Below are 26,166 nucleotides of genomic sequence, written 5' to 3'. Positions count from 1 at the left end.
GGTCGCGCTGCTCCCGGCGGCTGTGCCGGGAGTTGCGGCGGCGGGCGAGGGGTCGTTGGTCCTCCTCATCGCCCTCTGCCGCCGAAGAGCAGCCGATCGGCTGACCTTCGCATCCCCAGCCCGATCAAACTGGCCGCGAGGTCGGCGACACCCTGGGAGCTCCCGCTCCTGGGGTGTTTCTCGTTGGAGCCCCTGGCCGGGCAGCGCGGTCCTCCGATGAGGCGTGACCATCGCCGGCTCACGCCGACCGGCGTTGGAACGAGAGCGTCCCTCCCCGCGGATGGGGGGCGATCCTGCTGTGGACGAGATCGCTGGAGCGGGTCCTGAGCCGCCGTCCTTTCTGACGCGGTAACCATGCCAGGCCTATCAGCCACATCCCCGAGGCCGCGAGGCGGGTGCATGCATGGGCGATGATGTGGCTGCGATCCTTTTGACCCTCGCGACCGAGAACGTCGAACTGCGCGAGCAGCTCGCCACCGCGCAGGACATGCTGATGGAGACAGCCGTCGATGCCGGGCAGCTCCATGCCCGAATTCAGGAACTGCAGGCCGAATGCGATGCGTGGCGGGCTGAGGCGGGGCGCCTGGAGGCCCGGGCCCTGCGAAGAGCCTGAAGGGTCAGGCTATGGCCCAGAACAGCGGCAGCGCACCCGCCAGGAAGAGGGCTGAGGAGAGGAGCACGGCAAGGCGCTCGCGATGGTAGAGGACGAAGGCGTGAGGGCTGGCGAACATGGCGACATTGGATCGGACGGGGAGAGATCACGTACGCCCCTGAACCTTGACGGATCGAGGGCGCTTCGCGCTGTCCACAATTGATGGCCGATCCCTGTCGCTGCCGAGCCACATCCTTTTGGATGTGCTCGGACGCACCCACGGAGGCCGGGCCGAGCGTAATGCGTCCTCGTGGCTGCTATCGCCCCCTCAGCGGCCCGATCCAGCGGCGCAGTGACCTTCCGGGTTGCTGCGCCGTTGTCGCCCCAGGCGGCCCGCAGAGCCGCCGGCATTCCGTGCGAGCCGCCTCTATCCGCCGGACAAGGTCGGCCGCGCGATCCACGAGGCCGACGCCCTTGGCGCAGTTCGGATCGGCGTCCATCCGCACAAGTGGCACCGCCAAGCCCCGGCTCAAACCTTTCGCACGAAGGTCACCGGCAGGAGCGGCGTGAAGTGATCTCGGCACACGCGATCCCGCGGGATCACGGCACGCGGGCCAGATCGCGCCATGAGGATGAAGGGGGTACTGACGGCGCCCTCCGAGAAGGTCAGCGCTCAATACGGGACGCGGCGCTGCCGCCTCGATACCGCCGGGCTCTTCCATTGGCGTCCGGGTCTGAAGGTCCCCACCCGGGGGCACCACGGTCGGCAGCTTCGACCGAGCGCCGCTTTTGTCGCGCCTCCGCGGCGGCGATTGCCTCGACCGCGGCGATGACGTTCTTCAGCGCAGCTGATCTGGCGAAGGGCGCTCCCGGTCGGCACTCCCGCATGCTCGGCCATCGGCACAGGAGGAGCGCACGCTGCTGCGCCTTCAGGCGTTCATACAGGGCGTTGAGCCTGTCGGGCATGGGCGGGCTCTGCAGCCCCTCCCTGTCGGACGCCACGCACCGCGTCCCGTTCCTCAGCCCCGGCGCCGCTCCTGCCGCCACAGGGCGATTGCGATGCGCCGCGCCTCATAGGTTCGCCGGAGCAGCGTCCCGAGCCCGCCCTGGCCCTCCGGGGCATAGGCGTATGACAGAACTCCATCAGGCCCGTAATTCCGAAGCATCTCGGCACGCCACAGACCGTCCGCCGCCGCGAGCGCTGACTCCGTGAGGGCGAGGCGGGCGGGGTCCGAAGACGGCGAGGGCTGAGCGATCATCTCATTCAACGCGCCGTTCGGGCGAGTGATCCAACCAAGCCATCTCGACACCTTGAGGGGTGCGCTCCCACCCGTGAAGTCGGCGCCACACCCTCGTCGCTGCTGCTCTCTTCGCTCTCGTGGAATCGGCCTCGGCTGCGCAGTCGCCGGACGCCGCCGTCAACGGTTGCCACTGGATCCCGTGCCGGACCTCCAGCAAGCCGAAGGCCGATCCGACCGGCTGCCCCTCGGCAGCCCTTCGATGGACCCGTATCCACAATCGGCCTGTGTGGACCACCCTTACCTTTGGGATGCATCGTTTCGCACCCGGTGGCGCCCAAACGCGCCGGGGCCGCGGATAGCCCTCTCCGCCGGAGTCGGGTCCATCCCTCCAGGCTGGCTTCGAGCACGCGACGGATGCCCGGTCCTGCGGACCTGCGCCTGCCCTTTGCCGTTCCGCTTGCGGACGGCGGGCATCCGATATCCTCACAGCCGGGGCCAATTTGGGACCGGCTGCTGCTGAGGAGCTTGTCTGGCGCTCAAGCCAAGGCGCTAAGGCCTTGTTTTTCCGAGGAGATTTGTTGGCGCACCCGACACGATTCGAACGTGTGACCTTTGCCTTCGGAGGGCAGGGGAATAGGTTTTCCCCGTGCTACCCCAGTTATATTAACGTTGACGCAACAATGCCTTAAGACCTAAGACCGTTGCCTCAGGTTCGGGCGAATGGCGGCGAATTACCCCCGCCGTGCTACCCCGGTGCTACCCGGAGGCTTAGGCGTTGGCGGATCGGAAGCTCACGAAGTCGGTCGTCGAAGGGCTTGAGGTCAGGCCCACGGACTATGTCGTTTGGTGCGCCAAGCTTCCGGGCTTCGGTTGCCGCGTGCGGCCGTCGGGCTCGAAATCCTTCATCGCCTTCTATCGTGTCGGCGGCCGGAACGCGGCCGTGCGGAAAGTCACGATCGGGGCGTTCGGGAAGGTCACGGTCGAGGAAGCTCGGAAAGCCGCAACCGAGATCCTCGCGAAGGCCGAGCTTGGGGAAGACGTGGCCGAGGCGCGTACCCGTCAGCGGGCCGAGATGACGGTCGCTCAGCTATGCGACGAGTACCTGATCGAAGGCGTCGAGACGAAGAAGGCGAGCACGCTCGTGACCGACCGCGGCCGGATCGAGCGCCATATCAAGCCGCTTCTTGGACGAAAACGCCTAAGCGAGGTTACGAGCGCTGATATCGAGCGGTTCGTGAAGGACGTGGCGAACGGGAAGACCGCGGTCGACGTGAAGACCGGCAAGCAAGGTCGGGCTCGTGTCACGGGCGGCAAGGGGACCGCCACGCGAACCGCTCGGCTTCTCGGCGGCATCTTCACCTATGCGGTGAAGCGGAAATACATCGCCGCCAATCCTCGGCAGGGCGTGAAACTCTACGACGACAGGAAGGGCGAGAGGTTCCTATCGGAACCCGAACTGAAGCGGCTCGGCGAGACCCTGCGCGAGGCCGAGACGGTCGGGCTTCCGTGGCAGTTCAACGAGGGCAAGGCCGAAAAACACCGGCCGGTGAACGCCGAGCATCAGCGCGAAGTTATTTCGCCGTTCGCGGTCGCGGCGATCCGCCTGCTGATGCTGACCGGCTGTCGCCTCGGTGAAATTCTCGGGCTCCGATGGACCGAAGTCGACCTAGAAAATGGCCTTCTTCACCTTCCCGATTCGAAGACTGGCGCCAAACGCATCATGATCGGTGCCGCGGCCGTCGCCGTGCTTGGGAGTATACCCCGCACCGGCAGATACGTGATCGCGGGCGCTAATCCTGACCGGCCCCGGTCGGACCTGAAGAAGCCATGGTCTCGCATCACCGCGCACGCCGATTTGGACGGAGTCAGGCTTCATGATCTCCGGCATTCGTACGCGTCGAAGGGAGCGGCGTCGGGCATGGGCCTCACAATCGTCGGTAAATTACTAGGGCACCGTTCGACGGCCACGACGGCCCGATACAGCCACTTCGCCGACGACCCGCTCAGGCGGGCTTCTGACGCGATCTCAGAAGCTATCGCCGCAGCGATGGGCGCTCAGACCGTAGCCCGCGAGTCAAACGATGGCTGAACTTCCGCCGAACTGGGCCGGCTTCATCGCCACGATCGAGGGTCGCCAAAGCACCTTCTCAGCCCCCATGATCGACGGAAAGCCGGCGTGGGGGATCGAGGGCATCGGGCCGGGCTCGGAGCAAAACTTCAGCATCCTGGTCGAAGTTCTTCGGGGGGACGCACCCCTGCCGCGCGAGGTTCGAAGCTGGCTCGCAGACATTTTCGACGAGCACTCAGGAAGCGAGCTTCAGGTTAAGGCCCTCTCACGTCGTCACCGCGGCAAGCCGCCAGCGGGGCCGGGGCAACATTTCGAGGCGGTTCGGCATTTTCGCGACCTCGTCGACGGCGGCATGAGTCGGCAACGCGCCTTAGAAGCGGCAGGTACGAAGGCCGGGATTAAGCGAAGCACGATCGAGAAGGCTATCGCCGAGTTCGAAGAGGCTGAAGAGCAAGCCCGTCGGTATGCCTGGACCGACGAGCCGTAATTCTCCGAATATCTCGGACCAACAAAATCGCACATGTCGTGCGACATGTGAGAAATAGACGGTCATCCGGCGCCACCGCGGCGCCTTACCGGGGATGACTGGATATGACGGCCAACGAAAGCCTCCTTCGCCGAAGCGATGCCGCCGCATACCTGAAGGCGCGATATGGGGTCGGAACGGCGGCGACTTTGGCGAAGCTCGCATGCCACGGCGGCGGGCCGCTGTATCGCAAGCTCGGGCGCTTCCCGGTCTATACCGCCGACGACCTCGACGCATGGGCGCAGTCCCGTATCTCGGAGAAGATCGCGAGCACGTCCGAGATTTCATGATCTATATCCGATCCGCCTTTCCCGTCGTAAAAAACCGATGCGTCAGATATAACTGGCATTATCCGTCGATAATTGCCATCGAAGTTTCATTAAAAGTTGCACATAAATCGCTGGCGTCGGAATAATTTGGTTCGTGACGCAAACTTAATATCGGAAACATTCGATCGCGCATATCTGCGCCATGGAGAAGCTATGTCCGAATCTCAATACGCTGCCGCTCTAGCCGAGGTTCTCGAAGAGGCGGGTGAGACCGACGGCGTTACGCTCGGTCCGACGGACGCGGCCCTCGCCGCGAAGGCACTTCGCGCCCTGGCGGCACAGGCCGCGGTCGTCTCGCCGCCCGAGGTCGCTTGAGAGCCGGCATCGCCCGACGCGCGAACGCACGAAGCCAAAAACCGGGCGGCCTTGTTGCCCGGCTTTTTGTTTATTTAGCCGCCCGAAAATTAATTTTGGGCCCATTGACGTAAATATGTACCGTCGGGTGAACTAACTCGATCGAAGTCGGACGAATTAGGCTCGAATGACTGTTCTTCGCATCAAAGATCTCGTGAACCGCGGCCCGTTCGGCAGAACGAAGCTTTTCGCCGACATCGCGGCGGGACGGCTCATTGCTCGAAAGGTCGGTCGCTCGACGAGCGTCCACGAGAACGATTGGCGCGCATACCTTGAGGGGACGCCGCGGTCCGCAAAAGCATAGTGAGCAGCAAAAAGCCCCGACGTTGGCGCGTCAGGGCTTTTCGATCAGAGCTTAGTCTAACTTCCGGTGTTAAAATGGGCATCAAGTTCAAGACTACGTCGCAAGCCCTGTTCGTGGTTACCGACGGCGAAGGCGATCAAAACGATCCTCCCTTTCCGCGGTCTCCGATCAGACCTCACGAGCCCGACGACGCTGATCTCTTCGATCAGGATGACCGCATCGCTTACCGCATCCGCGAATGGCGCCACGTCGACGCACGGACGGTTCACGAGCAAAGTGACCTCGATGACATGCATTGCATCACGATCGTCTTCCGGTCCGGATTTCGTGTCACGGTTTCTTATGCGGGCTTGTCGAAGATCGGCACCCGGCCTGTAGATCGAGCGTTCGAAGAAGCTGAAGATTTGATCGAAAGCGGCGACCCGCGGATCGGCCCCTACGGCGACCTTCCGATCGCTATCATTGAATATCCGATCAGGGTCATGGGCCTGCCTCCGCGGGTCGCTTTGAAGCATCTGAAGGCCTACCTCGGTCGGCTCGCGCCCGCCGCGGCCAAGACCGTTGTTAGCTCCCCCGCGGCTCGCTGAGAGCCGTCATGATCTCCGAGCCCCCGCGCTCCGGTGTAGACCGGCTGACTGCGCTCGAAGTCCGTTCCCGCATGCGCGAGCACGGTTGGGCGTCGATCCCGATCACGCCCCACGACGGCAAGCACAAGTCCGACGGCAAACGTCCCGCGATCAAGTCGTGGGACATGTTCGCCGTCTATCGCTCAGAAGACGAACTTGACGAGTTCGCCAAGACGCAACGCAACGCGATCGAGTCTTGGGCGCGTCAGCACCCCGACGCGCAAGGGACTGGAATCCCATGCGGCTCCGTCATCGGTGTTGATATCGACGTATCCGACCCGGTGCTTGTCGACGAGATCCAGGGCATGGCGTTCGAAGTTTTCGGGCCGACGCCGTTCATCCGCGAGGGGCGGGCTCCCCGTCGCCTTCTTGTATACCGCGCGTACGAGGCTATGCCGAAAGAAGCGCATAAGGCGCTGAACGGGGCTGGCGACGGGATCGACATTCAGGCCGTCGGCTCACAGTTTGTCGCCTTCGGCATTCACCCGAAGACCCTGCGCCCGTACCGCTGGATCGGCGCAGAAAGCCCGCTGACGGCCTTGCCTGGCGAGGCGCCCGAGATTACGGCCGAGCAAGTCGCGGCCTTCCGGAGCCTTGTAGACGGCGTCCTGCCCCTTTCCGCATCCGGCTCAAGCCGCAAGCGCACCGAAGGCGGCGGATCGGCCGAGGTCGTGCGGGACGCCGAAGGCTTCGTTGTCGACGGTCGCGAGGCGCACCTTACGAATTTGGTGTGGCGGGCCGCGTGCGGCTTCGCTAAGCGGGGCGAGCCGCTGACCCTCGAAGCTCTGACCGATGCCGCTTGGGCCAACTTCCTAGCGACCGCTCGGACCACCGTCGAGGGCCGGGAATGGACGAAGGCGGAAGCCGAAGCGAAGGCCCGTGCCGCACTCGTTCGAGTGAAGCAACGGAAGGTGAAGCTTCCGGTGAATCGCGAGATGGCGGCGCCGACCTACCCCAATGAGGCTTGCCCGCTTGCCGATGCGGAAGCCGCAGTCCGCGCGGGGGTCGACGGGTTCTTCGAGCGCTACGCGCCCGAGTACCGGAACGCGCTCGCGATCTTCAATGGCGGCGGCGCGCTCCTTCAGCCGGTGCCGCGGGGGCGGATCTTCAGGATCGAGGCTGGGGTCGGCAAGACCGACGCCGCCGTTACTGCCGCCGCCCGCGCGATCCGCGCCGGCCTGAGCGTTGTCTTCGCGGTGCCGCGTGTGGACCTCGGCGACGAAATCGCAGCCCGGCTCGCGCGGCAAGGCATCATTGCTCACGTATGGCGCGGCCGGGAACGGCTCGATCCTGAGGCGCCGGGTAGTCCGATGTGTCTCAATCTCAGTGCTGTCGCCGATGCCCGCCAGGCCGGCGCGTGGAGCATTGCCGAGACCGTGTGCGAGCAGCGCGACGCGGAAGCCCGGCGCCTCGTGCGCTGCCCTCACTTCGAGACTTGCGGGTACATGCGCCAGCGCGAGGCGATGCCTCAGGCTTGGATCGTGACGCATGCGATGCTCTTCCTGCCGCTTCCCGCGGCGATCGGACGGGTCGACGCGCTCGTGATCGACGAGGCGTTCGTGTCGGGCGGCATTCCTCAGAAACCCGTCTCGCGCGCCCTCGACGAGATCGAGAGTGCGGGCGTTCTCGCCGGGCCTGAGAACGCATCGAAGATGAAGGCTTGGCGGGAGGCGCTGATCCGCGCGGCACGAGCCTCGGAAGACGGGCCGCTGTGTCGTGCGGCTTTGGTGGCGGCTGGCCTGACCGCTGACGCCGCCGCCTCGGCCCGCGGCTTCGAGCAGGCCCGGTACGCCGATCCGGGCATTACGCCACTGATGGAGCCTCGGGAGCGCAAGCGTAGAGCCGCCGAGACCGGGGCGAGCAATAAGCTTGCGCGCGACCTCATAGTTTTATGGGACGAAATTGCCGCGTTTCTCGACGGTGAGACGCCGAAGAGCGGTCGGATACGGCTGGCCCGCGATCCTGAGTCCGGGGCTCGGATGATCGAGCTACGGCCGCTCACGACCGTACATGCCTCTTGGCGGGCGCCGACCCTGATCCTCGACGCGACCGCGCCCCCGCCGAGCGTGATCGAGCCGGTGCTTGGCCTCGAAGTCGACGAGATCGCGTCAATCGCCGCCGAGTGGAGCCCGTACCGTTTCGTGCGTCAGATCGTTGGCGCGCCCGTCTCGTCGACGAAGCTCGGGCTGACCGGAAAAGGCGAGGGCAATGCGCGCACCTTCGACGACCTTCGGCGTCTGATCGTGCTCCGAGCGGCGCTGGCGTACCCTCGGGATATCGCGATCGTGGCGCAAGCGGCGGTGGAAGAACGTCTCACCGGTATGGGCCTGCCGGCGAACGTCGTGATGGGCCACTTCAACGGTCTGTCGGGGCGGAACGACATGGAAGCGGTCGCCGGGATGATCGTAATCGGGCAGGCCATGCCGCCCATCTTCGCCATGGAGGCCGACGCGGGCTCGCTGACGGGCGTCCCCGTCGAGGCTGCCGATACTATGCCGAAGCCGGGTGAGCGCCGCTGGTATGCGCGCGTCCCCGGCGCAATCAGGCTCAGAGATGGGTCGAGCTATCCGGTCGAGCCCTACCGCCATTCCGATCCGACGGTCGAGGCTTTGCGTTGGCAGATCTGCGAGGGGCAGTTGATTTAGGCGATCGGCCGCTTGCGTCCGCTGCGCCGCGGTCCCGACGAGGCATTCTTCCTCGATATCGTGTCAGACGTGCCCCTGCCGGTTACGGTTGATCGGGTCGAGGAATGGAGAGCCGTTCGTCTCGGCGCATGGGCTGACATGGCGGCTGAAGGTGTCGTGCTGACCGCCGCGTCCGATATTCAGGCGGCGTTCCCCGACCTCGCGCCGAGCGCCAAAGCGGCTCAGAATATGTCGGAAGCTGTGAGGCTCACCCTTGGGTCTAATATAGACTTCTATATAGACCTTGGGGTGAGCGTCAGCCTCGTCGAGGTCAAGCGAGCGGGCCGTTATGCGCCGACTGAGATCGTTGCTCTGCCGAACGGGCCGAGAGGGCCGAACTCGTTAAAGCGTTGGTTGAGCGAACGCGGGCTCGGGCCGATCGAGCGGATCACGGCGAAGCGGGCTGGCGGTGCTTGGGTGCGGCCTTCTTTCGAGCGCGTCGGACGCCTTGTCGGTGAGCGGATCCACGCTTGGGCCGCCATGTTTGCCGCGGCGAGCGCGTGCGAGAGCGAAGTCAGCGGATCAGCGCCCAAAGCATGACTGAACGCGATGAAATGCGCTGCTATGCGCTTGGGTCCCTCCACGGGGGCACCCCAAGCGGGTGACGCACAACCGCCCCTCCTCGCTAGACATACAAAATTTCTTTAGCTTATTTTGACTCAGCCTGCGATCCGCCTCGCAAGTTCTGACCAACGCTGAGCCGGTTCAATATTTGATTGATCAGCGTTTCGAACAATACAGGATTATTCCCCTGCATAGACTCGATGATTGTTTTTTCACCTTTCTTTACAATAAAATTGCGCTCTGTCGCCAAGAGTGCGGTCACACTCGTCGCAGTTGATTCTGGAGTTCCGAAGAGAGCGGATGCCATTATTCCCAGAGCTTTTTCCTCCATATTAGTAGCCTCATTCCGCAAATACCTAACCATTGCCCTATCTTCGCGATAAGCTCTAAAGAAGAAGAATGATATGCTTTCGAACAAGAGCACAAACGTAAATTTTGGGATGAACGCAAACAAGAATTGCGTCCAATCAGATAAAGAATCTCGCACAGTATTAAATTCAAATACAATATAACCCATAACAATAAGCCCGAATATCGAAAAAGCCAATCCGGCCCAGACGTTGAAGTTGGCCGTCCTAAGCTGTGACTGAATTTGGCGCTGTAGTCCGCCGATGTGATTTTCAGACATATTCATCAAGTTTCCAAAAGATTTTTCTTTATAAATCTGGGGCGTGTACTCTTTCAATGAAGCGTCTTTAATTATTTCACTTGCAGATCTACCAAATTTTTGATCAAATTTGTCTTTAAATTCGGTCTTGAATATTCTCTCATAATTCCCCAGTATCTGTTTATCCGTGTTTTTGGAAGCAATATCGGCGACCTTGGAATCCAATTCAGCGAACTGACTTTGAAGAGCCAGTATTAATTCGTTTAATTCGTCAGGATTATTCTTGTCCTCCGACGAAAATACATTTAAATATGCGGCCGAGAAAGCGAGCATGCCGAGCAAAAACAGGGCGACGCCAAATAGAAGTGCTGCAATTGTGATATTAGATATAGTTGAGTATTGGTCAAATGCGCTAGATTTGGAAATACTCAGATTGAAATACTGAACTATCAGTCCGGACGCGCCGGATATGATCCCGGAAACTATTAATAAGGCAGAGAAGCGTATTAGGCGCGAGGGACGCTTTTGCACTTCCTTGTACCCAGCCTCAGCCATGTCCCGCCCTAATCCTGTAGACCGTTCGATAACGCTCATGCACGTAGAGTGCTACCGGATCAATCTCCCTCGATCTGGTGGCGATCACTAAAATCGCCGCATGCCTTCTTCCCCAACCTTCAGCCGCTCCATCAAGCCGAAGAAGCGGCGCCCCTCGACGGTGACAATCCCCGAGCGGGTCGGCCCGCATGTGAAGCTCGTCTTTGCCGAGATGCGTCGCCAGGGTCAGACCTATGACGCCGTCGAGGCCGGGTCGGGGGTGAACCGCCCGACGATCAAGGCTTGGCGCCATAAGAACCGTCCAAACCTCGACTCGATCGAAGCTGTGCTCGGGCATCTGAAGTTCGAGTTCGTTCCTCTTCCGACCGAACGCGCCCTACCGCCGGAGATCGTTGAGGCGCTTCGACCGATCGCCGAACGGCTTGACCTCACAATGCCTGAGGCGATCCGGCTGACCGCCCAAGTCGCTTACCGCGAGCATCACTTGAAAGCGATTAGGCAGTCGGATGAGGCGCCGACCGCTTCGGGGGCCGCCGGATAGCGACGCGATCGGCCCCGCGACTCGGATGCGGGGGCGGCATACTATGATCCTTCCTCAGTGACTTGGCGGGCGACTTCGGTCGCTCGCCTTTTTTCGTTTGGAGGGGCGATTCGAACAGCCCCGACAAGCGCAGTTAAGCGCGGTCAAATGGAGCCTGTCGCTAATTACAGCCGAGAAGGTTCATCATGGCCGAAGTCAATCCCAAAGATTTTTGCAACCGTGCCGAAGTCGCCGAACTGCTCGGCGTCAGCGTCACGACGTTGCGCGAGATGGAGCGGAAGGGTGAAGGACCGGCCGTAGTGCGCTTTTCTCCCCGCAAGGCGCTCTATCCGAACGTCGAACTCGTGAAGTACCTGAAGGCTCGCACCGTCGGGGGTGTCGCGTGAACATCTTCGACAAGCTCTTCCCCGGCCGGGCTCGCACCGCGCCGCCGGTCGCGTCGGCCGAGATTGCCGCCAAGATCGAGGCTCAGAAGGCCGCCCGTGCCGCTGCTCAGGCTCGGGTCGACGCCTCCGGATCGAAGCACAAGGCGGCCCTCGACGCTCTCGACGCGCCCGGCATCGTCGCCGCCGAGGCGGCCACTGCGCTTGCGCGTGCCGAAGTCCAGGTCGCCAATCATGCGATCCGCGAGCTTCGTGCCGCTCACGCCGAGGCCCTTCAGTCGGAGCGCCTTGCGGAGTTCCGCGCCGACGTGGCCGCTGCGGTCCGTCAGGGCGAGCAGGCGAAGGCCCGGCTCGACGCCGAGTACCCCGACCTCGCCACGGCGCTGGCATCGGTCTTGTCGGATCTGTCGGCCTACGCCGAGGCCGCCGACGGCTTGCGCAATCGCGCCCGTGACCTGGGCGAGACGATCGACCTCCCGACCCTTCAACCCTTCCTGGCCGGTCCGCAGCACTGGCGCGCGTCCTGGCCGAACCCGGAAGGCGCGCTTCTCGGCACCATTTGGGGTGATGTGAAGGATGCGCCTCGCGGCTCGATCCGCTGGGAAGATGGGAAGCCCGTTCCGGCGCACGAGGGCGTTAGGATCGAACCGCGGCGGGTCGATAGCCGCCCGTCGGTTCTCAAGACGATTTCGTGCCTGCCGGGACTGCGCTTCGGCGAAGCCGACTACTGGCCGCCGAGCAAGCCCGTCGAGAGGTTCGAGCCGCACGGCTACGTCGATCGCACTCGGCCCCGGAAGGTCGCACCCGTTTCGGCGCTCGGGCCGTCCCCCCACGACGATCCGCGGCGCGAGACCGAGCGGTAGTCGACACCGGCCGCAACCCGCGCCGAGCATGAGCAGCGGCGCGGGTTCGAGAGTTAGGAAAGCGAGAGATGTTTGATAGCGAGATCAGGATCGAGGTCGAGCGCCGCCTTCAGAAGGCGTGCGACGATCGGGCCAGGGAAGGCCTTCCGCCGCCCGTGAGCGTCGACGCGCTTCGGGCTGTCGTTCGAAGCGACCTACTTCGGGAGGTCGAGGCGGCACGGGTCGCAGGTAAGGCCGCCGCGGTGAAGCCGGTCGCCGCTCCGAAGCCGACGCCGAAAGCGACTGCTCCATTGATCCCCAAGCCTCGGCCCGCGCCGCGGCAATCCGGGATGGGGCTTCTCTTGGAGTTGGCCGAGAAGATTGACCTTCGAGAGCCCGTGTTCCCCTCGCTCCGTCAACCCGCCACGAAGCCGGTCCCGGTCGTCGACCCGGCTGAGACGGCCGCTCAGGCGATCCTCAGCGCTGGGCGGATCGCACGGGGACGGTAGAACTAACTTCCCAGCGAGCTTGGCCGGCACTCGCCTAGGCGAGTCCGTGAACGCCGCATACGTTTAGCCGTCATTTAGAAGGCCGTGGGGCAGGTTGGCAGGACGACGGCGGGTACTGTCGCTCTCGACGCTTCCAGCGGCTCTCGGGCCGTCCTGGGGGCGATTGGCGCCTCGATCCTCGGCTTCGGCAAGGCCGTGCTCGCGTTCCCGCTCGTTGCCCTTCGCGCGATCGAGACGGGCCTGCTCTTCCTCGTTGCGAAACCGGTCGGCCTGACGATCACGGAGCTCGTCCTGAGAGTATGAGGCTCGACTTTCTCACGCTTTTGGGTTGCATCGTCATCCGGCGTCTCAGAAGGTATCTGGAATTGAGCAGGCCCCCAATCACGACGACGTTCACCCCGCTCGGTCAAGCCATTCGTGCGACCCGCGGCGACCGGCTGCTCGCCTACGCTATCGACCTAAAGCCGAGCGGCCCCCGCTCGAAGTGGAAGCTCTTCGAGGCTGACGGTACCCCGGCATTTGATACGGGCTCGGCGGCCGACACGACCTCGCACCTAAACGCCCTGCGGATGCTCGTGCGCGTTGCCGACAAGTATGAGGGCCGCACGGCCGCAGAGCCGGCTCAGGACGAGCGCGAGGTTCCTGCCGCTCCTGCTGTCGACCATCCCGAGCCCGTTGCGTCGCCGCCGTCGTAGCCGATCGGGCTTGCGCTCACGCGATCATCGCACTCGCGAACCCCGTCAGCGCATCTGCCTAGGCGAGTGAAGCGATCAGAACCGGCATGTTGGTCGAGGCATTTCAGGACGTGCTAACGGCTCGCGCAATCCTCGAAGTCGAGCGGATCGCACAGGATCAGGACCGTCCAGCAGATTAAAATCCCATGAAAAATCTATAGATAACAATAACTTAGCAGAAAATGCCCGGCGATGTTCGCAGGATACCCTTGGACCCGAAATGTCCCATTTCGGGTCCAAGGGTATCCTACAAGTTGAGGAAAGTCCACCTATCCCCCAGGGCCACTATCCGGTTCAGCGCGTGCAACTGGTTGCAAAATGAAAAACCCCGCCGAAGCGGGGTTTCCGTGACGCTACGATGCCGGGGCTTTTACACCGCCCGCTTCCGAGGAGGGTGCTTCAGATCCCGCATGAACTCATGGTTCATGCGGATTGCACGCTTCACGGCCTCGTCAGCAATCCAAGCCACCGCGTGCTCATTGGTGCGCACGGGCGCTGCAACCAAAAGCTCAATCTGACGATCGCGGTTCATGGGCATTCTCCGGAGAGACATTTCTTATGGGGCTCAATTAGCATCCGGAACGGATCGTTCCATCCACCAAATCCGCCGCCCGTGGTACGGGTCAGCAACCCTTACCACGTATCCGCAGCGTTCGAAAAGATCCGCAATGCGGATGAATTTTTCGTCTGCTTTTTCGGGGGCGTCGGCTTCGTGAGTGCACATATGCACGAAAGAGGGCTTATGCGAGTCGAGCATGTGACGCAGCGCGCCCAAAAGGGTGCTCATAATGAGCGCTCGATCGTCGCGGCCGATGAAATGGCTCACATCCCGCGCTGACCAATAAGGGTACTCAGTGTCGGTTTCGCCATCGTGCTCCACGATGATGAATGTGAAATCCAATTCACCGGTCGGCATGGGGTCGAAAGCGAGCAGTAGGTTATAGGATTTATCGACGTCAAAATCGTCATCATAGCCAATGGGTATAAGGACGGCGAACGCCTCTCCGCGGGTAAAAAACGTACCCATCCCCTTTTCGCGATCGACCGTGCAAACGAAGGCCACGATTTTTCCCTGACCTGAATGGGGTGATATCGGCAGCCCTTTACGCGCTCGGCAGCGACACGTCAGAGCCGTTACGAGGAAAGGGGAGGCATACTTCCTCCCCTATGCCCAATCAACCTGAACCTTAAAAAGCTCCACCCTATGCAATTTGTGATGCTGCGGGTGAGCAGCGAGGGGCATTGGCTTGCCTCCTCGGGATCCTCGCAATGCCGCAAAAGCCCTAACCAACAAGCCAAGCGTTTAGAACGAGCTTACCGGAAATGACCGCCGCGAGATCCGGCTTTCAATCCGCGTGCTACCCCGGTGCTACCCGAAGCGATCAGCGGACCGCCGCTTTTCGGCTAAGTCATTGAGAAATTTGGCGCACCCGACACGATTCGAACGTGTGACCTTTGCCTTCGGAGGGCAACGCTCTATCCAGCTGAGCTACGGGTGCAGGCCGTGGCGATTTCCTAGCCCAAGCGCGCGAGGAGCGCAACGGCGCCGATACGATCGCGCTCTGCCTCTCATCGCCTCGACGGGGACGTCGCGGGCGCGCGCCGGAGCGGGTTGACCGGAGTTGAGCCAGGGCAGCCGGCGCATGGCGCGCCGCGCGTGCGCCGCCGCAGGCGACGGGCGAGCGCGATCAACAACGCTCCCGTCCCGATCGAGACGGGGAGGGTCGCCCCGGGGATCGCGTCGCCGCAGAGAGCAGCGGCGCGGGAATGCCGGACCGGGAGCGGCTGCCCACGAAAGATAGCGGCCGTCCAGAAGGAGGGGGCCTCTGCATCAGGTTGCACGACGATGCCGAAGCCTGCGTAGAACGGGCCAGCGTCAAAGATGACGCGGCGCCCGCGCCTGTTGGGCTCGAACAGCGCGCCGTCACGGAGCCTGGCGAAGGTCGCTTCGTCGTCGAGCGGCTCCTGATCGGTCCGGTCGCGGTGCTTGGCGGCCCGGTCGAGATCCGGCTTCTCGCACGGCTTCACGGCTTCGGCGAGGACAGCCTGGATCGCGGCGCGGATCGGGCGGCCGCAGGCGCGGATCTCTTCGCGGCTGGGCGTTGGCCCCGTGGTCGGAGTCGGCCGCGGAATTCGGGATGCGGTCCTCGCAGGAGCGGCGCCCACGACAGGCTGCGCGGCACGTGGCGCATCACCGAAACCGGCACCGGGGACCACGACGATCGCGATCACGATGAGCCCGCCTTCAGCGCCTTCGACCGGCCGGTTGTCGGGAGCGCGTTTCGTTTCGAAAGCGTTGCGTCCCCGACCTTCGCCTACAGCCAGACCGATGTCGGATTTGCGGTCCACGGATCCGACGAGGGCACGGAGGGTTGGGGATCAGGGTTGGGGACGAGGGCTGGGCCGAGGTCGACGGGGCGGCCTCTCGACCGCAAGACGCTGTTCCACCTCGATCAGGACGAGCAACGGTCGGTACGGAGGCGCGGCGCGCGCTGGAGCCGCGACGTCGCCCCCGACACGCGCGACGAGGGATGGCGCTTCCGGCATCCGCGTCGTGGTCGACGATAGCTCGCGGGCGTGCGCGGCGCTCGGGACGACCATGCGGGTGGCGACAGAAGGCACACCCGCGTCGGCACGCCGGATCGTCCAGGACGTCACCCGCGCGGCAGCGGAGGTACCGATACCGACACGAGCCCGACAGGCTGGATCTCGCGCGGCACTTGGGGTGGTGTAGGGAGGAACAGTGCCGTTGAAGGCGCACGTCGATCGTGCCGGCCCGACGGACGCGGCTTTCAGACGCGGCTTGCCCGCTGCGGAAGGCGGTCGCGGCGAGTTGCCCGATGAGGCCCAACGGCGCCGCGGGCGCGCCACACGCGATGACCGGCAGTTCGGCGATCGGCTCAGAGACTGAATTCTATCGCAGCCCTCAGCACCTTGGAGGGTCGGCCCCTCCAGCTTCGGAGGGCGACGCGCTGTCCGGCTGAGCTGCGGGCCCGGGCCATGGCCATGCCCTGATCCGACTGCGTCGCCCGTGCAACGGCGCCCGTCCCATCGCGCGGCGCCGCCCGATCCCCATCCGGTGTGGCGCCGGCGTCCTTGCCTTCGCGCGCCGCTTCTTGACCCCTGAACACCGGGCAGAGGGGTCGGGAGCGAACAGCGGTGGCGGAGGTGACGGGCGGCCGGGATCCGCGGGCGAACAATTTCGGGTCCCTGCGCCTCCTGTTCGCGACCCTCGTGATCCTGGCCCACGCCCCCGAACTCGTGGACGGGAACCGGTCGCGCGAGTTGCTGACGCAGGCCTTCGGCACCCTGTCCCTCGGGGAGATCGCCGTCGACGGGTTCTTTCTCGTGAGCGGCTACCTGATCACCGCGAGCTACCGCGCCAAGCGCTCCTTCGCGGATTACCTGATGCGGCGGGCGCTGCGGATCTACCCGGCCTTCGTGGTGGCGTCCCTGCTCTGCATCGCCGTGGTCGCGCCCCTGGGCGGCGGCGACCTCGCGGCGGCCTCGCCGCTGGAGGCCCTGGCGCGGCTGTCGCTGCTCCTCATGCCGGTGGTTCCCGGCACCTTCGCCGGGCTGCCCTATCCGCTGCTCAACGGATCGATGTGGACGATCCCCTGCGAGTTCGGCTGCTACCTGCTGCTCGGCCTCGTCGGCACTGCCCGCGCCCTGCGCCGGCGCGGGCGCTATCTCGGTCTCCTCACGGGTCTCGGCATCCTCCTCGCCCTGCGCTGGCTCTACTTGCCCATCGGGCATCCGGGGGATGCCCTCGGCTCCCTGTCGGAGATGATCCGCCTCACCTTCGTGTTCTGCTGCGGCGGTGCCTTCCGGCTCTTCGCCGACCGGATCGCCTACACGCGCCGCGGCGCCGGCCTCGCCGCCTTGCTGCTGGTGCCGCTCCTGTTCAGCCGGCCATTGGCCGAGCCGGCCTTCGCGCTCCTCGGCGGGTATCTGATCTTCTGGTTCGCCTTCGCGGTGCGTCCCAATGCCCTCAGCCGCGCCACCGCCCAGATCGATCCGTCCTACGGGCTCTACCTCTACGCCTGGCCGCTGCAGAACCTGCTGATCGCCCGGATCCCCGGCATTTCTCCCTGGGCGGTCGCGGCCCTGGCGCTCGGGGCCGCCATGCCCCTCGGCCTGCTGAGCTGGTTTCTGATCGAACGGCCGATGCTCCGGTTCCGCGCGGGAACGGGCGCCGCCGCAAGCCCCGAGCCCGGCCCCATCCCGGCGGCGCGTCCGGCGCTCAGCGCCTAGCGCCGGACGCGCCGCCGGGTAACCGGGGCCGCCCGGGCGCGTTCCCGATAGACCATCGGGTCGCGGACGCGGAGGGCGGGGCATGACGCAGGGTCTGGATCGCGGCACGCTCGACCGGCTGATCGCCCTCGGCCGAAGCCGGGGCGCCATCACGGCCGACGATCTGCGCACCGCGCTGCCCGTCGAGCGCATGGATGTCGATGCCCTGGTTCTGGTGATGCTGGAGCTGGAGGCGGCGGGCGTGAGCGTCGAGCCCGAGGCCGTCGGCCCCCCGGCGAACCGGCCGGTCTCGACCGCGGTGGAACTCCCGGCACCCGAGCCCGGCACGCCGCCGGACCGGGCCACAGAGGCAGGATACGGCGCCGCCGCCTTCGCGGCGCCCGGATCCGCTGCGGCGGCCCCGCCGGAGCCGATCCGGGACGACCGGGCCGATGCCAGCCGGGCGGTCATCCTGGCCGGCCTCGCAACCGTGCTGATCCTCGGCGCGGTGCTCCTGATGCTGTGAGCGTCGGGGGCGGAACGCTTCGGCCCGCGGCCCCGTTGGCCCGGGACGGCCGGAAACGGCCCCGAGGACCATCGTATCCATGCGTCAGACCCCGGACGGAACCCTCGCCCTGCTGATCGCGGCCTTGCGCGAGGGGACCGCGCACGTGGAGGCGCTGCTGACGCTGGCGCGGACGGAGATCGACGGCAACATCCGGGCGATCGTATCGCTGGTCGCCATCATCGGCACGATCCCGGTGCTCCTGATCGTCACCTTCTTCCTCGGCCTCGACGCCGTGGTGAAGCTGCTGGCGGTGCCGTTCGGTGCCGAGGCGCCGGCCGCGCTGCTCGTCGCCGCGCCGTTCCTGGCCGTCGCGCTCGGCCTCGGCTGGATGGGCGTGCGCCGGATGGCGCTCTCGAACCTGGAACCCTGGCGGACATGGCGGCAGGTGAAACGGGACGTCCGGGAGGTTACACGCATCGGCACCTGATCCCGGGACCGAAAGGTCTTTTTCCGTCAGGCGACTATGCCCGTCCGTTCACGCGTGACGCGAGCGGCCCAGCGCTTCGTCGGCAGAGGGACTGCTTCGTCGTTCCGCATCCTGTCAAAGCGAGCCGGCCCATCGCGCCCGGCTGATCCGGATGTGCTGAACCGATCAATCAGAATGTCGCCTCAACGCCCTGTCGCATCGGGACAATCTTGCTGAACCCCGTGGGCTCTAGCCCGTCGGTGCCAGCATCGTGCCGAGCCCCGGATCCAGCGGCACGTCGATCCGGCACTGGAGGCCTTGGGGCTCGAAGGCGAGATCGACCGTGCCGGCGAGCTCGCGCCGCACGCCGCCGGCGATCAGCCGCGTCCCGAAGCCGACCCGGGTCGGCGGCTGCACCGGTGGCCCACCGCTCTCCTCCCAGCGGAACCGCAGATGTCGCGCGCCCGGCGCGAGCGACCACGTCACCCGGACGCGGCCCTCGCGGACCGAGAGGGCGCCGTACTTGGCGGCATTGGTGGTCAGTTCGTGGATGGTCATGCCGAGCGCGAGCACCTCGCGGGGGCTCAGCGAGACGTCCGGACCGTCCAGGCGGATCTGGTCGCCGCCGGTCCGGTAGGGGCTGAGTTCGTTCTCCAGCACCTCGCGGAGGGACGCACCGCTCCAGTCCTCGCGGGTCAGGAGGTCGTGGGTCTTCGACAGGGCCAGGATCCGCGCCTCCAGGACGTCCGCTGAGCCGCGGGACTGGCGGGCGAGGGCCTGGACGGTCGCCAGGGTGTTCTTCACCCGGTGGTTCAGTTCATGCAGCATCGTGCCCTGCTGCGCCTGCAGGGCGCGCCCGTTCTGGATCTCCGCGTGCAGCGCGGCGGTGCTGCGTTGGAGGGTGCCGGCCATGGCGTCGAGCTTGCTGCCGAGGCGTTCGAACTCCGTGGCGCCGCGCAGGCCGGTGCGGGCGGCGAGATCACCGGCCTGCCAAGCCGCCGCGATGTGCAGGAGCCGCTCGACCGGACGGCGGATGAAGAGCCGCCCGGCCACGAGGGCGGCGGCCAGCGCCAGCGCCGCCCCGAGGGCGATCAGCACCAGCCCGCGGCGCGTGGCGGCGTCGATATCCGCGAAGGCGGCGGCATGGTCGCGCCCGACCACGACGCGCACCCCCGCCAGCGGGCCGTCCGGCGTTGCGGCCGCGATGATCCGCAGGCGGCCGTCGAGCCCCTCGGCGACGCGGACTTCGCTGCCCTGGATCTCCCGCATGGCGCGCTGGTCGGGCGGGATCGGCTTGCCGATCCAGGCGGCCTCGTCCGGACGGCGGGCGATGATCAGGCCGTCGCGGTCCGTGACGGTGATCGCCGTCTCCGCTTGATGGAGCGTCTGTTCCAGATGATCGGAGAGCCAGTCGAGGTCGACGGCGGCGAGGAGGACGCCGGTGGGGGCCGCCGTCGCGTCGCCGGCATGGACGGCCCGGGCAAAGTGGATCGAGGGCCGCCGCGTCTGCAGGCCGACCGCGTAGCCGCCCACCGCGTAGCCGCCCGTCTCCAGGGCGCGGCGGTGATAGGCGCGGTCGCGGCTCGTGTAGGAACCCGCCGGGGAGCCGGCACTGTCGCAGAGCACGGCGCCTTCGGGATCGGTGAGGGCGATCAGCAGCACGTGCGGCAGCCGGGCGGCGGCGCGCCGCAGGTAGGCGGTGCAGGCCGCCGGGTCGCGGGTCTGCACGGAGGCATCCCCGGAGATCAGGTCGAGGGCCTGCTGCATCCGCTCGGAAATCTGCGCGAAATCCTCCGCGACGTCCCGCGCGATGGCGCGGGCCTCGGCCCGCACGGCCGCGTCGCGGCTCGCCCGCAGGGCGACCTCGTTGTAGCCCTGGATCGCCAGCGCCGGGGCGAGGGCGAGCAGGACGAGCAGCAGGATGCGGGTCGTCAGCGACAGAGGCAGCGAGAGAGGCAGCGACGGCGGCGGCGGCGGCGACGGCGACGGCGGCGGCGCGGCGGGGCGTGGGACGCGGAGCGGCATCGGCGGTCAGTCGCGACCGGCGATCATCGCCCGCACCCGGGCGGCCAGCACCTCCACGGAGAACGGCTTGGTGATCATCTGCATCCCCGGTTCCAGGTGACCGGTGCCGAAGGTCGCGTTCTCGGCATAGCCCGTGATGAACAGGACCTTCAGGTCCGGCCGGTGCGGGCGGGCCGCCTCCACCATCTGTCGGCCATCGAGGCCGCCGGGTAGGCCGACATCGCTGATCAGAAGGTCGATCCGGCCCGGTCCCCGCAGCAGGGCGAGCCCCGCCCGGGCGTCCGCGGCCCGGACCGCGGTGTAGCCGAGGTCGGCCAGCACCTCGACGATCAGGTCCCGCACCACCGGCTCATCCTCCACCACCAGCACGGTCTCGCCGCGCGCCGCCCGGTGCAGCACCGTGCGATCCGAGGCCACGGATTCGGGCTCCGCGACGCCGCGGTGGCGCGGCAGATAGAGCGTGACGGCGGTGCCGCGCCCCGGCTCCGACTCGATCCGGACATGCCCCTCGGACTGCCGGGCGAAGCCGTAGATCATCGACAGGCCGAGGCCGGTGCCCTGGCCCAGCGGCTTGGTCGTGAAGAACGGATCGAAGGCCCGGGCGGCGACCTCCGGGCTCATGCCGGTCCCGGTATCGCTGACGCGGATGCTCACGTAGGAGCCCGCCCTCGCGCCGGCCTCCAGCCTTGCGTCGGCGTCGCCCAGGCGGGCGTTTCCGGTCTCGATCACGAGGCGGCCGCCCTCCGGCATCGCGTCCCGGGCGTTGATGGCGAGGTTGAGGACGGCGTTCTCGAGCTGGTGCGGGTCGCACAGGGTCAGCCACAGGTCGGCCGCCGTGACCAGGGCGAGTTCCACCCGCTCGCCCAGGGTGCGGCGCAGGAGCTCCTCCATGCCGGCGATCAGCGGGTTGGCGGCGGTCGGCTGCGGCGCCAGGGGCTGGCGCCGGGCGAAGGCGAGCAGCCGGTGGGTCAGGGCCGCCGCCCGGTTGGCCGATGCCATGGCGGCGCCGGCATAGCGCTCGATCGCGTCGAACCGCCCCTGCCGGATGCGGGTCTGCATCAGCTCGAGGGAGCCGATGATGCCGGTGAGCAGGTTGTTGAAGTCGTGGGCGATGCCGCCGGTGAGCTGACCGATCGCCTCCATCTTCTGCGCCTGCAGGAGCTGTTCCTCGGCGCGGCGCTGCTCGGTCAGGTCCCGCCCGACGATGTAGAACAGCCCGGCCCCGGGCTCGGGCACCGCGGTCCACATCACGACCCGGCGGTCGCCCGCGCGGGTGAGGACGCGGTCGACGAAGCCCGCCACCCTCTCGCCGGCGGCGAGCCGCCCGACCACCGCGGCGGCCTCGGCATGGTCGTCCGGATCGATGAACGTCGCGAACGGGCGTCCGAGAAGCTCGGCCTCGGTCCAGCCGAGCATGCGCGCCCAGGCCGGGTTGACGCTCTTGAGGAAGCCGTCGAGCCCCGCCGTGCCCATCAGGTCGTTGGTGGTCTCCCACAGCCGGTCGCGCTCGCGGGTGCGCTGCGTGACCTCGGAGAGCAGCGCCGCCTCGACCTCCTTGCGGTCGGTGATGTCCTGGACGAACACGTGGAAGCCGTCGACCGCCCCGCCGGCATCGCGCCGGGGCAGATAGCGGATCTCGGCATCCCGGTGGCGCCCGTCCGCGTGGGGCCACGCCGCCTCGAACAGGACGGCCTCGCCGGCGAGCGCGCGCTCGATGTAGGTGCGCCGCAACTCGGCATTCGCCGGAGTCAGGAGCGCACGCACGTCGCGGCCGACGATCTCGGAGGCCGGGCGGAAGAACCAGTCCTGATAGGCCGCATTGGCGAAACGGTAGATGTAGTCCCGGCCGATGAAGGCGATCAGCACCGGCAGCGCATCGGTGATGAGGCGCAGCTCGCGCTCGTTGGCCTCGGCGCGCCCCTCCGCGGCCTTGTGGTCGGTGATGTCGCGCACCGCGCCGACGAACCGGACCGCACGCCCCGCGCCGTCCCGCTCGAACGCGCCGCGCCAGGCGATCCAGCGCTCCGCGCCGGTATCGGCCCGCCGGATCCGGTAGGCGACGTCCCGCGCGGCGCGGCCGGCCGCGCGGTCGGCCCGCCGGGCGATCAGGCCGGCATCGTCCGGGCTGACGAGGCTGGCGATGACGTCGACGGGGAGCCGGTCCTGCTCGGGCAGCCCGTAAAGGCGAAAGAAGTTCGGCGTCCCGTGGACGGTGTCGCTGGCGATGTCGATGGTGAAGACGCCGACGCCGCCGGCCTCCTGGGCCCGGCGCAGGCGGCCCTCGGAGGCGCGCAGAGCCGCCTCGGCCCGGGCCTGCGCGCCGATCTCGGTATTGACCCCGAACCAGCGCGCCACCCGTCCGGTGGCGTCCCGCAGGGGCACGATCCGGGTGAGGAAGGGCCGGAACACGCCGTCGGCGCCCCGCAGGGGGAAGACCATCTCGAACGGTTCGCCGGTGGCGATCGCAGCGGCCCAGACCGCCTTGACCCGCGGCAGCTCGGCGGGGTCGTGGACAGCCTGCCAGCCCCAGCCCGCCATCGCCTCCTGGGTGGTGCCGCAATAGTCGAGCCAGCGGCGGTTGTACCAGAACAGGTAGCCGTCGCTGCGGGCGAGCCAGCACAGGATCGGCAGGTGGTCGGCGAGGTTGCGGAACTCGGCATCGTCGAGCCGTGCCGGGTCGGGATCGGGCAGGGTCGCGTCGATCCGCGCGGGCGCGCGCCAGAAGGCGCGGCCGAAGGCGGTCTCGTCCGCCGGTGCGACCGCGGCGTCTGTCTCCGCCCGGGCCGCGAGGGCGGCACGCAGGCCTTCGACCTCGTCCGCGAGCGCACGGTTGCGCTGCCGGAGATCCGCGACCTCGTCCACACTCATGAATCGCCGCCGGATCGGGCGGACGCGATCGACACGCGCGCGCAGGCGGATTCGAGAGCGGGATGCGGTGCCATACCGGCGTTTTTGCAGAACCGGCCGGCCCTTGCCAGTGCGCCGCGGGATCCGGGCGCCGGAAGCGTGGGCGGGATCGCCTCAGCGCCCGCGGGGGCGGCCGGCCTGCGGGCGCAGGTACAGGAAGCTGCGCTCGCCGGTAGCGGCTTCGGCCACGTGCTGGATCGTGTCGAGCAAGTCGGCCACGGCCTGCGGCGCGGCCGGACGGAACCCCGCCTTCGGCTCGACCCAGCGCTTCTGCGTGCGTCCCGCGGCGATCTGAGCTTCGCTCAGCGCGTCGAAATCCCGGCGTCGGGTCATGGTTCTGCCCTCCGCCTGGGATTCTGTCGGCGGTATGGTTGACGGAAGGTTAACGCAGGATCCGCTCTCCGCGAGGGGACAGCGCGCCGCATCTGCCGACCGGCTTGATCCAAGACCCGCCCCCCTCTAAACAACAAAAACTGAGGTAAATCAATAGATTAGTGTGATTATAAACTGCAGCCTCCGGGACGGCGCGGGACTCAGACCAGCGTGTGGGCCGCGGTGACCGGATCCGCCGGCCCCGCCATCGGCACCCGGGTCGTCGACGCCCTGGCCGGGCTGCGGCCGCTGGCGCCGTTCTTCTGCCTGTACGTGACCTTCGGGGCCACGCTCGGCTTCCTGTCCGGCGGGGCGCCGCTGATCCTGCGGGCCCGGGGCGTGGAGCTGGCCGAGGTCGGCCTGCTGCAACTGATCAACCTGCCGGTCGGGCTGACCTTCCTGTGGGCGCCCGTCCTCGACCGGCTGCGCCTGCCGTTCCTCAGCCATCGGATCGGCTGGATCGTGGTCGCGCAGGCCGCTTCGGTGCTCCTGCTGGTCGCCCTGAGCTTCGGCGAGACCTGGCCGCTCCCGGCGCTGCTCGCCCTGGCGATCGCCGCCTGCGCCTGCGTGGCGACCATGGACATCGCCCTCGAGGCGCTGGTGGTCGAGACCGTCCCGGCGGACGAGCGGGCCTACGTGGCCTCGGCCAAGCTGTGCGGGGCCTCCCTGGGCGGGATCCTGGGGGTCGGCGTGCTGGTCGGCTCCTACGACAGCCTGGGCTGGCACGGGGCGGTCCTGGCCTGCGCGGCGCTCGACGCCCTCTGCCTGCTGCCGATCCTCGGCTACGGGGAGGCGCGCCTGCGCGGGGCCGGGCCAAGCCTGGAGCGCGGGTCGGGCGCGCTGGCGCGTCTGCGCCGCCTGGCCGGACGCGTGCTCGTCCTCGGGGCCTATTTCGCCGCCTCCTATCTCGTCGCCGGGCCCAACACCCTGGCGCTCCTCGATCTCGGCGTGTCGCTCGGGCAGGTCGGATCGCTCACCGGCACCGTCCTGCCGGCCGTGAACCTGGTGATGGCCCTGGCGGCGGGGGGCTTGGCCGCGCGGTTCGGCACGGTCCGGCTGATCGCCGCGGGCGCCCTCGGCGTCCTGGCCTCAGGGGGCCTGATGGCCGTCGCCTGCGCCGGCCGGATGGCGGATCTCGGAATCGCCGCCACGGTGCTCAGCTTCGTCGCGGGCGGCTTCCTGGGCGTGCCGGTCTTCAACATGATCTACCGGTGGGCCCAGGGGCCGAGGCCCGCCACCGACTACGCGCTGCTGTTCGGGGCCGCCTTCTTCGCCGCCATGCCCCTGCGGGTCGCCGCTCCGGCGCTCGCCGGCTGGGTCGGCTGGCCGGGCTACTTCGCCGCCAGCCTGCCGCTCTACGCCGCCGCGGTGGCGTGGCTCGCCGTCGCGGTGGGCCGGACCCTGCGGGCCGACGGGGTGGCGCGATGATCGCCGAGGTCGCCGCGCAGATACCCGACTCGCTCGCGGCCTATCGGGACGGCGTCGCGGACGGTCCCGGCGGCCCGGAGGCGGTGCCCCTCGGCGCCCTGCGCGACCCGGACGTGTTCGACGCGACGCTGGCGGCCTTCGGGGCCGGGTTCGGCGCGGAGTTCCAGACCGCGGATCCGCGGATCCGGGTCTCGTACTGGAGCCAGTTCTACCTCGCGGCCCTGGCGACGCCGGCGCTGACGGCCCTGGTCCGCCTCGGCCGGCCGTTGCCGCTCGCCTTCGATGCGATGCGCCTCGAACTCGACGCGGCGGGGCGGCCGTGCCGCTTCCGCCTGCCCGCGGACGGGTCCGGCTGCGCGGCCTGCCCGGCGCCCGGCCTCACCGGGCTGGTGGAGGCGCATCTGCGCCCGTTCGTGGAGCTGTGCCACGCCCGATGTGGCATCGCCCCCCGGATCCTCTGGGGCAACGCGGCGGTGATCCTCGACTACGTCGCCCGGGAACTCGGGACCCCGCTCGGGGACGGGGGCGGGGACGGGGCGGGGGCCGGGGCGCCCCCCGCTTGCGCCGCCGCCTGTGACGACGTCGCGGCCTGCCTCGGATGGCGTCCGGGCCCGGGCTGCGCTAGGAGCCCCCTGGCGCAGGCGCTCTGTCCGGGGACGTCGGGGTGCCGGCGGCGGCGCGTCTGCTGCCTGCGCCAGCGCCTGCCGGGGGTGCCGTCCTGCGGCGCGCTCTGCCCCGTCGCGTGCGCCGCCCCACGCTGATCCGAGC

25 protein-coding genes and 2 tRNA genes are annotated in these 26,166 nt (G+C 67.1%); 18 read left to right on the top strand and 9 right to left on the bottom strand.

The window, feature by feature from the left end; translation table 11 throughout:
• Positions 1–403: 403 nt before the first annotated feature.
• Entirely contained in the window at positions 404–613 is a 210-nt protein-coding gene (locus GGQ91_RS23805) for a hypothetical protein (protein WP_043354314.1), read from the top strand.
• Between the two features lie 1,799 nt (positions 614–2,412).
• On the opposite strand, the gene GGQ91_RS23800 is transcribed toward GGQ91_RS23805, so the two are convergent.
• Positions 2,413–2,483: transfer RNA gene (locus GGQ91_RS23800), tRNA-Arg, on the bottom strand.
• Positions 2,484–2,608: 125 nt separating this feature from the next.
• Here GGQ91_RS23800 and GGQ91_RS23795 point away from each other — a divergent pair.
• The 7 genes from GGQ91_RS23795 (at position 2,609) to GGQ91_RS23765 (ending at position 9,264) form a co-directional block, all read left to right on the top strand.
• Positions 2,609–3,922, top strand: coding sequence for a tyrosine-type recombinase/integrase (locus GGQ91_RS23795; RefSeq protein WP_182592991.1), 1,314 nt, complete (start codon positions 2,609–2,611; stop codon positions 3,920–3,922).
• Complete coding sequence (locus GGQ91_RS23790) at positions 3,915–4,388, top strand: hypothetical protein (protein ID WP_182592990.1); 474 nt, start codon at positions 3,915–3,917, stop codon at positions 4,386–4,388. The genes GGQ91_RS23795 and GGQ91_RS23790 overlap by 8 nt, the downstream gene beginning before the upstream one ends.
• 104 nt (positions 4,389–4,492) lie before the next feature.
• Positions 4,493–4,717, top strand: a complete 225-nt coding sequence (locus tag GGQ91_RS23785; protein ID WP_182592989.1) for a hypothetical protein — start codon at positions 4,493–4,495, stop codon at positions 4,715–4,717.
• 192 nt (positions 4,718–4,909) lie between these two features.
• Positions 4,910–5,071 (top strand): hypothetical protein, encoded by a 162-nt coding sequence (locus GGQ91_RS23780; protein ID WP_182592988.1) that lies wholly within the window; start codon positions 4,910–4,912, stop codon positions 5,069–5,071.
• Positions 5,072–5,488: 417 nt separating this feature from the next.
• Entirely contained in the window at positions 5,489–6,001 is a 513-nt protein-coding gene (locus GGQ91_RS23775) for a hypothetical protein (RefSeq protein WP_182592987.1), read from the top strand.
• A gap of 8 nt (positions 6,002–6,009) precedes the next feature.
• Complete coding sequence (locus GGQ91_RS23770) at positions 6,010–8,685, top strand: bifunctional DNA primase/polymerase (protein WP_182592986.1); 2,676 nt, start codon at positions 6,010–6,012, stop codon at positions 8,683–8,685.
• A 12-nt stretch (positions 8,686–8,697) separates the two neighbouring features.
• The gene (locus tag GGQ91_RS23765) at positions 8,698–9,264 is read left to right on the top strand and encodes a hypothetical protein (RefSeq protein WP_182592985.1); all 567 of its coding nucleotides are present in this window, start codon (positions 8,698–8,700) and stop codon (positions 9,262–9,264) included.
• 109 nt (positions 9,265–9,373) lie between these two features.
• Here GGQ91_RS23765 and GGQ91_RS23760 read toward each other — a convergent pair whose 3' ends face one another.
• Positions 9,374–10,450: a hypothetical protein gene (locus tag GGQ91_RS23760; protein ID WP_182592984.1), complete on the bottom strand. Its 1,077-nt coding sequence runs from the start codon at positions 10,448–10,450 to the stop codon at positions 9,374–9,376.
• Positions 10,451–10,550: 100 nt separating this feature from the next.
• On the opposite strand from GGQ91_RS23760, the gene GGQ91_RS23755 reads away from it, so the two are divergent.
• The 5 genes from GGQ91_RS23755 (at position 10,551) to GGQ91_RS23735 (ending at position 13,420) form a co-directional block, all read left to right on the top strand.
• On the top strand, positions 10,551–10,991 hold the full coding sequence (locus GGQ91_RS23755; RefSeq protein WP_182592983.1) for a hypothetical protein: 441 nt from the start codon (positions 10,551–10,553) through the stop codon (positions 10,989–10,991).
• Positions 10,992–11,176: 185 nt separating this feature from the next.
• Positions 11,177–11,377, top strand: a complete 201-nt coding sequence (locus tag GGQ91_RS23750; RefSeq protein WP_182592982.1) for a helix-turn-helix transcriptional regulator — start codon at positions 11,177–11,179, stop codon at positions 11,375–11,377.
• A complete protein-coding gene (locus GGQ91_RS23745) occupies positions 11,374–12,237 on the top strand; it encodes a hypothetical protein (protein WP_182592981.1) in 864 nt (287 codons plus the stop codon). Before GGQ91_RS23750 ends, GGQ91_RS23745 begins: the two co-directional genes overlap by 4 nt.
• 572 nt (positions 12,238–12,809) lie before the next feature.
• The gene (locus GGQ91_RS23740; protein WP_182592980.1) at positions 12,810–13,028 is read left to right on the top strand and encodes a hypothetical protein; all 219 of its coding nucleotides are present in this window, start codon (positions 12,810–12,812) and stop codon (positions 13,026–13,028) included.
• A complete protein-coding gene (locus tag GGQ91_RS23735; protein WP_182592979.1) occupies positions 13,025–13,420 on the top strand; it encodes a hypothetical protein in 396 nt (131 codons plus the stop codon). The genes GGQ91_RS23740 and GGQ91_RS23735 overlap by 4 nt, the downstream gene beginning before the upstream one ends.
• Positions 13,421–13,829: 409 nt before the next feature.
• Here the strand turns inward: GGQ91_RS23735 and GGQ91_RS23730 are convergent, their stop codons facing one another.
• The 4 genes from GGQ91_RS23730 to GGQ91_RS23715 all read right to left on the bottom strand — a co-directional run bounded on the left by GGQ91_RS23730 (position 13,830) and on the right by GGQ91_RS23715 (position 15,808).
• Positions 13,830–13,991: a hypothetical protein gene (locus GGQ91_RS23730; protein ID WP_182592978.1), complete on the bottom strand. Its 162-nt coding sequence runs from the start codon at positions 13,989–13,991 to the stop codon at positions 13,830–13,832.
• Positions 13,992–14,024: 33 nt separating this feature from the next.
• Positions 14,025–14,522, bottom strand: a complete 498-nt coding sequence (locus GGQ91_RS23725) for a hypothetical protein (protein WP_182592977.1) — start codon at positions 14,520–14,522, stop codon at positions 14,025–14,027.
• A gap of 359 nt (positions 14,523–14,881) precedes the next feature.
• A tRNA-Arg gene (locus GGQ91_RS23720) sits at positions 14,882–14,958 on the bottom strand.
• A 70-nt stretch (positions 14,959–15,028) separates the two neighbouring features.
• Positions 15,029–15,808 (bottom strand): hypothetical protein, encoded by a 780-nt coding sequence (locus GGQ91_RS23715; protein ID WP_182592976.1) that lies wholly within the window; start codon positions 15,806–15,808, stop codon positions 15,029–15,031.
• 810 nt (positions 15,809–16,618) lie between these two features.
• On the opposite strand from GGQ91_RS23715, the gene GGQ91_RS23710 reads away from it, so the two are divergent.
• From GGQ91_RS23710 to GGQ91_RS23700, 3 genes are all read left to right on the top strand, one after another.
• Complete coding sequence (locus tag GGQ91_RS23710; protein WP_043382429.1) at positions 16,619–17,713, top strand: acyltransferase family protein; 1,095 nt, start codon at positions 16,619–16,621, stop codon at positions 17,711–17,713.
• A gap of 82 nt (positions 17,714–17,795) precedes the next feature.
• On the top strand, positions 17,796–18,218 hold the full coding sequence (locus GGQ91_RS23705; RefSeq protein WP_182592975.1) for an RNA polymerase sigma factor region1.1 domain-containing protein: 423 nt from the start codon (positions 17,796–17,798) through the stop codon (positions 18,216–18,218).
• A gap of 79 nt (positions 18,219–18,297) precedes the next feature.
• Positions 18,298–18,687 carry a phage holin family protein gene (locus GGQ91_RS23700; RefSeq protein WP_043356297.1) on the top strand — a complete coding sequence of 130 codons (390 nt, stop codon included), beginning with the start codon at positions 18,298–18,300 and terminating at the stop codon, positions 18,685–18,687.
• A gap of 228 nt (positions 18,688–18,915) precedes the next feature.
• Here GGQ91_RS23700 and GGQ91_RS23695 read toward each other — a convergent pair whose 3' ends face one another.
• From GGQ91_RS23695 to GGQ91_RS23685, 3 genes are all read right to left on the bottom strand, one after another.
• On the bottom strand, positions 18,916–20,691 hold the full coding sequence (locus tag GGQ91_RS23695) for a sensor histidine kinase (RefSeq protein WP_182592974.1): 1,776 nt from the start codon (positions 20,689–20,691) through the stop codon (positions 18,916–18,918).
• Between the two features lie 6 nt (positions 20,692–20,697).
• Positions 20,698–23,559 carry a hybrid sensor histidine kinase/response regulator gene (locus GGQ91_RS23690; RefSeq protein WP_075379937.1) on the bottom strand — a complete coding sequence of 954 codons (2,862 nt, stop codon included), beginning with the start codon at positions 23,557–23,559 and terminating at the stop codon, positions 20,698–20,700.
• A gap of 153 nt (positions 23,560–23,712) precedes the next feature.
• Positions 23,713–23,931: a hypothetical protein gene (locus GGQ91_RS23685; RefSeq protein ID WP_043356299.1), complete on the bottom strand. Its 219-nt coding sequence runs from the start codon at positions 23,929–23,931 to the stop codon at positions 23,713–23,715.
• 222 nt (positions 23,932–24,153) lie between these two features.
• Here GGQ91_RS23685 and GGQ91_RS23680 point away from each other — a divergent pair, with 222 nt between their 5' ends.
• Positions 24,154–25,398, top strand: a complete 1,245-nt coding sequence (locus GGQ91_RS23680) for an MFS transporter (protein ID WP_043382488.1) — start codon at positions 24,154–24,156, stop codon at positions 25,396–25,398.
• Positions 25,395–26,159, top strand: a complete 765-nt coding sequence (fhuF, locus tag GGQ91_RS23675) for a siderophore-iron reductase FhuF (protein WP_043382424.1) — start codon at positions 25,395–25,397, stop codon at positions 26,157–26,159. The genes GGQ91_RS23680 and fhuF overlap by 4 nt, the downstream gene beginning before the upstream one ends.
• Positions 26,160–26,166: the final 7 nt, after the last annotated feature.

The sequence above is a fragment of the Methylobacterium fujisawaense genome, assembly GCF_014138435.1.
Taxonomy (GTDB): Bacteria; Pseudomonadota; Alphaproteobacteria; order Rhizobiales; family Beijerinckiaceae; genus Methylobacterium; species Methylobacterium fujisawaense.
This window is presented reverse-complemented; position numbering and strand designations above follow the sequence as displayed.